Source organism: Gluconacetobacter entanii, from assembly GCF_013155425.1.
Classification (GTDB): Bacteria; Pseudomonadota; Alphaproteobacteria; order Acetobacterales; family Acetobacteraceae; genus Novacetimonas; species Novacetimonas entanii.
In genome coordinates, this window is the sequence record NZ_JABJWD010000022.1 from 55,556 (window position 1) to 64,079 (window position 8,524).

Annotated in this window: 7 protein-coding genes; 6 read left to right on the forward strand and 1 reads right to left on the reverse strand. The window is 66.9% G+C overall.

Features of this window, described 5'->3' with window-relative positions:
• The 6 genes from ligA to HNH97_RS05175 all read left to right on the forward strand — a co-directional run bounded on the left by ligA (window position 1) and on the right by HNH97_RS05175 (window position 7,510).
• Window positions 1–2,130 (forward strand): NAD-dependent DNA ligase LigA, encoded by a 2,130-nt coding sequence (gene ligA / locus HNH97_RS05150; protein ID WP_244949319.1) that lies wholly within the window; start codon window positions 1–3, stop codon window positions 2,128–2,130.
• On the forward strand, window positions 2,127–2,744 hold the full coding sequence (locus tag HNH97_RS05155) for an isochorismatase family protein (protein ID WP_171790116.1): 618 nt from the start codon (window positions 2,127–2,129) through the stop codon (window positions 2,742–2,744). Before ligA ends, HNH97_RS05155 begins: the two co-directional genes overlap by 4 nt.
• 66 nt (window positions 2,745–2,810) lie before the next feature.
• On the forward strand, window positions 2,811–3,932 hold the full coding sequence (locus HNH97_RS05160) for a BMP family ABC transporter substrate-binding protein (RefSeq protein ID WP_171790117.1): 1,122 nt from the start codon (window positions 2,811–2,813) through the stop codon (window positions 3,930–3,932).
• Window positions 3,933–3,951: 19 nt separating this feature from the next.
• Window positions 3,952–5,511, forward strand: coding sequence for an ABC transporter ATP-binding protein (locus HNH97_RS05165; protein ID WP_171790125.1), 1,560 nt, complete (start codon window positions 3,952–3,954; stop codon window positions 5,509–5,511).
• Window positions 5,511–6,575, forward strand: a complete 1,065-nt coding sequence (locus HNH97_RS05170) for an ABC transporter permease (RefSeq protein ID WP_171790126.1) — start codon at window positions 5,511–5,513, stop codon at window positions 6,573–6,575. The genes HNH97_RS05165 and HNH97_RS05170 overlap by 1 nt, the downstream gene beginning before the upstream one ends.
• On the forward strand, window positions 6,572–7,510 hold the full coding sequence (locus HNH97_RS05175) for an ABC transporter permease (protein WP_171790118.1): 939 nt from the start codon (window positions 6,572–6,574) through the stop codon (window positions 7,508–7,510). Before HNH97_RS05170 ends, HNH97_RS05175 begins: the two co-directional genes overlap by 4 nt.
• 15 nt (window positions 7,511–7,525) lie before the next feature.
• On the opposite strand, the gene HNH97_RS05180 is transcribed toward HNH97_RS05175, so the two are convergent.
• Window positions 7,526–8,524 (reverse strand): ABC transporter substrate-binding protein (locus HNH97_RS05180; RefSeq protein ID WP_171790119.1); only part of this gene is annotated, 999 nt, incomplete at its 5' end.

The window sequence follows — 8,524 nt, forward strand, 5'->3', positions numbered from 1 at the left end:
ATGACGGATTCGGCCGGGGACCTGGCGCGCTCCTGTCAGGACATCCTTGAACGCGCGCAGGGACCGGAACTTTCCGGCCCGCAGGCGGCAGCGGAACTCGCGCTGCTGGCCGATGTGATCGCACGCCTTGATCATGCCTATCACCATGATGACGCGCCGGTTGTCACGGATGCGGTGTATGACGCGCTGCGCCGGCGCAATGCCGAACTGGAACGGGCCCACCCCGAGGCACGCCGGGCCGACAGCCCCGAAACCCGCGTGGGCGCGGCCCCTGCCGGTGTGTTCCGTCGCCACCGGCACCTGACGCCGATGCTCTCGCTCGACAACGTGTTCAGCCGGGAGGAATTCGAGGGGTTCATCAGCCGTGCCGCGCGCTTCCTCGGGCTGGATGACGCGCAGGCCATGGAGCTTGACTTCGTGGCCGAACCCAAGATCGACGGGCTTTCGATCAGCCTGACCTATGAAAACGGGCATTTCGTGCGCGGCACCACCCGCGGCGACGGGACCGAGGGCGAGGATGTCACCGCCAACCTGCGCACGCTGCGCGACCTGCCGCAGCAGTTGCATGGCCCCGCCCCCGACCTGATCGAGATCCGGGGCGAGGTGTTCCTGGCCAAGTCGGACTTCCTGACGCTCAACGCGGCGCAGGTTGCCGCGGGGCAGAAACCCTTTGCCAACCCGCGCAACGCGGCCGCCGGGTCGCTGCGCCAGCTTGATCCCGACATCACGCGCCAGCGTCCCCTGTCGCTGTTTGCCTATGCGCTGGGATATTCCAGCGCCCCGGTGGCGGACACGCACGCCCAGTACCTGCACCAGCTTTCGCAATGGGGGTTCGCGGTCAGTCCGCTATGTTCGCAGGTCGCGAATGTGGCGGAAGCGGAAGCGTTCATGGAACGGATTACACGCGAACGCTCCGCCCTTGATTACGATATCGACGGGGTTGTGTACAAGATCAACGAACGCGCGTTGCAGGAACGGCTCGGCTTTGCCGGGCGGGCGCCGCGCTGGGCCGTGGCGTGGAAGTTCGCCGCCGAACAGGCCGTCACGCGCCTGACGAAGATCGACATACAGGTGGGACGCACCGGCGCGCTGACACCTGTCGCCATACTGGAGCCGGTAAATGTCGGCGGGGTGATCGTCACACGCGCCAGCCTGCATAACGAGGACGAGATCGCGCGCAAGGACGTGCAGGAAGGCGACCTTGTGCGCATCCAGCGCGCGGGCGATGTCATCCCGCAGGTGCTCGACGTCGTGCTGCCGCGCGACCATCCCCCCCACCCGTTCGTCTTTCCCCATGTCTGCCCCGTCTGCCATGCCCGCGCCGAACGGCCGGAGGGCGAGGTCGTATGGCGCTGCTCCGGCGGGTTGACGTGCCCGGCGCAACTGGTGGAACGGCTGATCCATTTCGTCTCCCGCGATGCGTTCGATATCGAGGGACTGGGCGACCGCACGATTGCGGAGTTCCATGAGGACGGGCTTCTGGCCACGCCGGGCGACATCTTCCGCCTGCCCGCGCATGAGGACGCGATTGCCGCACGCCCCGGGTGGGGCGTCGTCTCCGCGCGCAACCTGGTCAACGCGATCGCGGCGCGGCGGACGATCTCACTGTCGCGCTTCATCTATGCGCTGGGTATCCGCCGGATCGGGATCAACACGGCGCGCCTGCTGGCGCGGCATTACGGGTCGTATGAAAACTGGCACCGGCAGATGCTGCGCGCAACGACCGTAGGGTCGGACGAACGGCTGGAACTCGGCAGCATCACCGGGATCGGCAGCGCCATCGCCGATGAACTGGTGGCCTTCTTCATCGAGGAGCATAACCGCCAGACGCTGGATGACCTGACCCATGTGCTGGAGGCCATCACGGACGAGGAAATGCTGGCGACGGGCGAACTGTCGGGCAAGGTCATCGTCTTTACCGGCACGCTGACGACCATGAGCAGGCCCGAGGCCCGCGCCATTGCCGAACGCATGGGCGCGCGCGTATCCGACAGCGTCTCGAAAAAGACGGATATCGTCGTGCTGGGCGAAAAGGCGGGGTCGAAGGCGCGCAAGGCGGCGGAACTGGGCCTTCAGACCGTGGACGAGGCAGGCTGGCGCGCGCTGGCGGGACTTGCGCCGGTATCATGAACACCGTCCCTGCCATTGATGGTCGCGACGCGCTGCTGATTGTCGATGTACAGAACGATTTCCTGCCCGGCGGCGCGCTGGCCGTGGCGCAGGGCGCGCGGATCATCCCGGCCATCAACCGCCTGCAGGAGCTGCCGTTCGGCCGTATCGTCGCGACGCAGGACTGGCACCCGCGCGGGCATGTCTCCTTCATGGCGGATGGCACGCCCGCACCGGATCGGTGGCCCGAACACTGCGTCGCCGCGACATGGGGGGCGGCCATTGCCGACACGCTGGCGCAGGAACATGTCGGACTGGTCCTGCGCAAGGGGATGCAGCCCGGCATCGACAGTTATTCCGCATTCCGCGACAATGACGGGGAGCATGACAGCGGGCTTGCCCCGTGGCTTGTGGCCTGTGGCATCCGGCGTGTCTTCGTCTGCGGCATCGCGCTGGAATACTGTGTGCGGGCCAGCGCGCTGGACGCGGCGGCGGCGGGGTTTGACACTTTTGTGCTCGACGACGTCTGCGCCGCGATCAATGATGACAGGCGCGATGTTCACCGTATGCTGCGCGATGGGGGGATCGGCATCATCACGGCGCGCGACCTTATGGAGGGAAACGAGGCTTCATAACCGATTTGAGACGATGCCCGCGCCATGGGACGGCATGGGCGTCATGACCGGGGGAACTACAGGACCATGAATGTTACAGGGCCGCGGGGGCGGTTACTGGCTTCACGTCGCGCCATGCTCGGCCTTGCGGGGATGGCGGCAGGATCATCGCTGCTGCCGGGCCATGCCGCGCGGGCACAGGCGCAGCGCAGGCCGATCGCGCAGAAGGATGCGCTGGTCGCCTTTGGCCATACCGGCCCGATCACCGATGGCGGGTGGAGCATGGTGCATAACCGGGGCGTGCAGGCCGTGCGGCAGGCCTTTCCGGGGATTCGCACCGTCTATGTCGAAAGTGTCCCCTATTCCGCCGATGCGACGCGCATCTTCCGGCAGTTCGTGGCCGAAGGGGCGAATATGGTCTTCGCCACGTCGGAATATGGCGACTTCATCAAGGACGTGTCCGACCGCGCGCCCGATGTCGCCTTCATGGAATGCGACGGCAATTCCCTCACCTCCAACCTTGGCTGGTATTATGTCAGTCACTGGTACGCCAGCTACATCCTCGGGATCGCCGCCGCGCTGCTGTCGAAAACGGGGAAAATCGGCTTCCTTGGCGCGTTTCCCATTCCCTCGGTCTATGCCAGTGCGAATGCGACCCTGCTGGGCGCGCAGTCGGTCAACCCGGCCATCACGTTGCAGGGCATCACGATCAACGCATGGTTCGACCCGCAGGCCGCGACACAGGCGGCCACTGCGCTGGTGGACAATGGCTGCGACTTCCTGTGCGGGATCATGGATGAACCGGCCTACCTGCGGGTTGCGGTGGCGCGTGGCGTCTGGGCGGCGATGTGGAACACCGGCATGCGGCAGTACGGGCCGGAAGCCTATGTCAGTTCCGTGGTGCTGGATTTCAACGCGTTCTATGTCGCACAGGTCCGCGCCCTGCTGGAGGGGACATGGCAGCCCTCCGCCGCGTTCCTGACGCTGGGGCATGGGGTGGACCGCGATGACTGGGGGCCACGGGTGCCCGAGGCGGTCGCGCGGCAGGCCGATGACATGCGTGCGCGCATGCTGGCGGGATACAACCCGTTCCGGGGGCCGATCCATGACAATCACGGACGGCTGCGCGTGCCTGCGGGCGTGACGCTGGATGACACCCAGATCTATCACTGCGACTGGGCCGTGGCGGGGGTATCGGGCCTTGGCTGAGTTTCCCACGCGCCCGCCCATCGCGCCGGGCACCCCGCCGGTCCTGCAACTGCGTGGCATCGGGAAGTTCTTTCCCGGCGTCATCGCCAACCGGGATGTGGACCTGGAGGTCTGGCCCGGCGAAATCCATGCGCTGCTGGGTGAGAATGGCGCAGGCAAATCGACCCTGATGAATGTCGTCACCGGCATCTACCAGCCTGATGAGGGGGATATCCTGCTTGATGGCTACGGGCAGGTGTTCAGTTCCCCGCAGGAGGCGATCCGCGCGGGGATCGGCATGGTCCACCAGCATTTCAAGCTGGTACAGGCATTCACGGTGGCGGAGAACATCCACCTTGGCTGGGACGAGGCCCCGCGCCTTGCCTCCGCCCGTGCGATGGAGGCACGCACCCGCGCCATTGCGGAACAGTTCGGCTTTCCCGTGCGTGCGGATGCGCGCGTCAGCGACCTGTCGGCGGGGGAGCAGCAGCGCGTGGAGATCCTGCGCGTGCTGTCGCGCCGGGCGCGCCTGCTGATCATGGACGAACCGACCGCCGTCCTGACGCCGGAGGAAACGCGTGAACTGTTCCGCGCGCTGCGTGCCTTTCGCGCGCAGGGGAACGCCGTCATCATCATCAGCCACAAGCTGGACGAGGTGATGGAGATTTCCGACCGCGTCACCATCCTGCGCGGCGGGCGGCGGGTCGGCACGTATGACACTGCCGCCTGCACGCCCGCCATGCTGGCGACCACCATGGTCGGGCGCGAGATCGTGCGCCGGAACATGCGCACGCGCCCGCCCGGCGCACAGCCGATCAGTGCAGCCCCCGTCATGGGCCTGCGCAACGTCACGGTGCGCGATGGGCGCGGGGTGGACATCCTGCGTGAAGTCTCGCTGGACCTGCATGGGGGGGAAATACTGGGCATTGCGGGGGTCGCGGGCAACGGGCAGCGCGAACTGACGGAGGTGCTGACGGGACTGCTGAAACCCGATGGGGGGCAGGTCCTGCTCGACGGGGTGGTGATGGAGCGCATCGACCCGGCCATCTTTGCCCATGCGGGCGTGGGCCATATCCCCGAGGACAGGCTGCGCAGCGCGCTGGCCCCCTCGCTTTCGATCACCGACAACATGGCGCTGCGCGAATATGCCATTCCCCCGGTCGGGCGGCGCGGCCTGTATGACAGTGCGGCGGCCGATACGCTGGCGCGCGGGATCGCGCAGGTGGCGGATGTCGGCATCCCCGACTTTGCCATGCCGGTGCGCAACCTGTCGGGCGGCAACCAGCAGCGCCTGGTCGCGCGGCGCGAAATCCGTATCGCGCACCGGGTTCTGGTCGCGGCCTATCCCGCGCGCGGACTGGATATCGGGGCGATCGCCACCATGCTGTCCTACCTGACGGACCTGCGCGACCGGGGCGTGGGCGTGGTGTTCATTTCCGAAGACCTCGAAGACCTGCTCAACGTCTCGGACCGGATCGGGGTGATGTTCCATGGACAGTTGATGGCGGTGGTCGATGCGGGTGAGACGGACATGGAGACGATCGGCCTGCTGATGGGCGGGCGCGACCCGTCCACCCTGCCCCTGCGGGAGGACGGATGATGCCCGCGCAGACCCGCTTCCAGCGCCTGCCCGTTGTCCCTGCCACGCGCATCGCGCTGTGGCGCCTTGGTGCGATTGCCTGCGCCCTGCTGATGACGGCGGGGATCCTTGCGCTGTCGGGCTACAGTCCTGTCGATCTGGCGTGGCTGGTGGTGCGGTCCACCATCGGGTCGCGCTTCGGGATGGAGGACCTGGCCCTGTTCATGTCGCCGCTGCTGCTGACGGGGGCGGCGGTGACGGTGTGCAGCCGTATCGGGCTGTGGAATATTGGCGCGGAGGGGCAGTTCTATGCCGGGGCCATCGGGGCGGCGGCGGTGGGCCTGTTCGTCCCGGCCCCGGCCATCGTGCTGCTGCCGCTGATGGCGGTCGCGGGCATCGCGGCGGGGATGGGCTGGATCGCGATCCCCACGCTGGCACGCGCCTATGCCGGGGTGAACGAGATCATCACCACGCTGCTGCTCAATTTCGTGGCTTCCCTGCTGACCTATTACCTGACGACCGGCCCGTGGCGGGATCGCGTGACGGGCGCGCAGGTGTCGAGCGCGCGGCTGCCGGTTTCCATCCCCGAGTTCTGGGGCGTGGTGCACTGGGGCTTCCCGCTGGGACTGGTGATCGTGGGGATACTGGCATGGGTGATGGCGCACACGCGCTGGGGCTATGAAATCCGCATTGGCGGCGCGAACCCCGATGCCGCGCGCTATGCCGGGATTGCGGTGCGGGCGCGCATCATTGCCGTCATGCTCCTGTCCGGGGGGCTGGCGGGCCTTGCGGGCATGTTCGAACTGGCGGGTACGGTCCACCGGCTTCAGGGGGGCATGGCCAACAATTTCGGCTATCTGGGGATCGTCGTCGCCGTGCTGGCGCGCGGGTCGTGCCTGAATGTCATTCCCGCCGCCCTGCTGATGGCGTTCATCCTTGATGCCGGGATCGTGCTGCAGACGCAGCAGCTTACGGCGTCGGTAGTCTTGGCGATCACGGGGCTGATGCTGTTCATGATCGCGCTGGCGGACGAACTGGCCCATTACCGGCCCGTCGCCAGCCTTGCAAAGGGAGCAAAGCCATGATCGCACTGCTGGGCGGAATGCTGGCGACTGCGGTGCTGGCGGGGGGCGTGCTGGCCCTTGCCGCACTGGGCGAGGTGATGGCCGAACGCGTGGGTGTCACCAACCTCGGGGTCGAGGGGTTGATGGCGCTGGGCGCGGTTGTCGCGATCATGACGGTCGCGGGCGTGCATAATCCATGGGCCGGGCTGCTGGCGGCGACGCTGACCGGGGCACTGGGCGGTATGGTCTTTGCCTTTGGCGCGGTCATCATGCGCGCGAACCAGGTGCTGTGCGGTCTGGCGGTGACGTTCATGGGGCTGGGCCTGTCCACCGCGCTGGGGCATGATTACGCGGGACAGCCCTCCGCCACGGTGTTCGGGCATGTGGCCATCCCGCTGCTGTCGGCCATCCCCGTAATCGGGCCGGCATTTTTCGGGCAGAACATCCTCATCATCCCGATCTATGTCGTGCTGCCGCTGCTGGTACATTTCGTGATGTTCCGCACCCGCCATGGGCTGAACATGCGCGCAGTGGGGGAAAACCCGGCGGCGGCGGATGCGGCGGGCATCCCGGTGATGGCCATGCGCTTTGGCTATGTCACGCTGGGCGGGGCGATGGCGGGCATGGCGGGGGGATACCTGACGCTGACCTATGTGCCCGTGTGGTCCGAGGGGATGATCGCCGGACGTGGCTGGATCGCGCTGGCGCTAGTGATCTTTGCCGGATACCGTCCCGTCATGGTGACGTGTGCGGCCCTGCTGTTCGGGCTGATTACCGCGCTGGCCTTTGTGGGGCAGGCGCGCAACTGGCCCATCGACCCGGCGTTCCTGAACATGCTGCCCTATCTGGGGACGGTGGCCTTCATCATCGTGCCGGTCGTGGTCTGGCATCGCATGCGCCGCGTCATGGCCGCCCCCGCGGCACTGGCACAGCCCTATTACCGTGACGTGCGGTAACAGGGCTGCGGGTACTTACGCCCCATTGCGATGCAGCAGATCCATGGAAATCGCCCGCGCATAGGCCGCCGAACCCAGCGTGTCGGGAAACCGCCCGAGCAGCTTCATTTCGTCAATATACTGCGCCAACTGGACGCGCAGGTCGGATCCGGTCGGGCAGATGCCCAGCACCTCATGACGCATCATCGCCATGAGGTCGGCCTGCGCCATGCCATTGATACGGCCCTCAAGCAGGGTCGCGGTTTCCGGAATATGGATTTTCAGCCACCGCGCGGCGTCCTGCAGGGCAAGGACAAGGGCGGCAGCGGCGGCGGGCATGTCCCGCAGCATGGCCTGCCCCACGCCAAGGGCAAGGTTCGTGCGCTGCGCATAAAGCCCGTTCACGCTGTTGACCAGTTCCACCAGCCCCAGTGACGGATCATTCAGCAGACGCCACGCCAGCGGATCATGCACCGCCAGCGCATCGACATCCCCACTGCGGATGGCGCCCTCCATGTCCTGTGGCGACACGACGCGCCATATCGGGCCGGTATCGGGGTTCATCCCCTTGCGCCGCAGGACAACGGAAAAGAACAGGCGGTCCGCCATGTCCGGGTTGGTGATGGCAATCCGCCGGCCCACCATGTCCTCCACCCGCGTCAGCTTCAGCCGACGGCGCACCAGCAGGCGGAACGTCCCCGCCTGCAACCCCATGACAAGGCGCGCCTGCACCTCCCCTTCATGCAGTTTATCGAGCCATGACAGCACCGGGGCGACGGCCACGCTGCTGCGCCCGGCCTGCAGGTCACCGATCGCATCGCGTCCCGTGACACCCCCGCCCGTCAGTTGCACATCCAGAAGGTAGCGTTCGAAGAATCCCTGCCGCTGCGCCACGTTGAACAGGATGGAGATGGGGGCGGACGGCCATGACAGGTCGATCCGGTGTGGCTGCCCGTCCAGCACGTCGCCCACATGCAGCGCCCCTGCCCGCCTGCGCTGGCCCTGCCAGCCCCACAGCCCCACCCCGGCAAGGGC

Excerpts from the sequence above, each read along its gene's own strand:
- ligA (WP_244949319.1), top strand. The coding sequence starts at position 1 with ATGACGGATTCGGCCGGGGACCTGGCGCGCTCCTGTCAGGACATCCTT.
- HNH97_RS05155 (WP_171790116.1), top strand. The coding sequence starts at position 2,127 with ATGAACACCGTCCCTGCCATTGATGGTCGCGACGCGCTGCTGATTGTC.
- HNH97_RS05160 (WP_171790117.1), top strand. The coding sequence starts at position 2,811 with ATGAATGTTACAGGGCCGCGGGGGCGGTTACTGGCTTCACGTCGCGCC.
- HNH97_RS05170 (WP_171790126.1), top strand. The coding sequence starts at position 5,511 with ATGCCCGCGCAGACCCGCTTCCAGCGCCTGCCCGTTGTCCCTGCCACG.
- HNH97_RS05175 (WP_171790118.1), top strand. The coding sequence starts at position 6,572 with ATGATCGCACTGCTGGGCGGAATGCTGGCGACTGCGGTGCTGGCGGGG.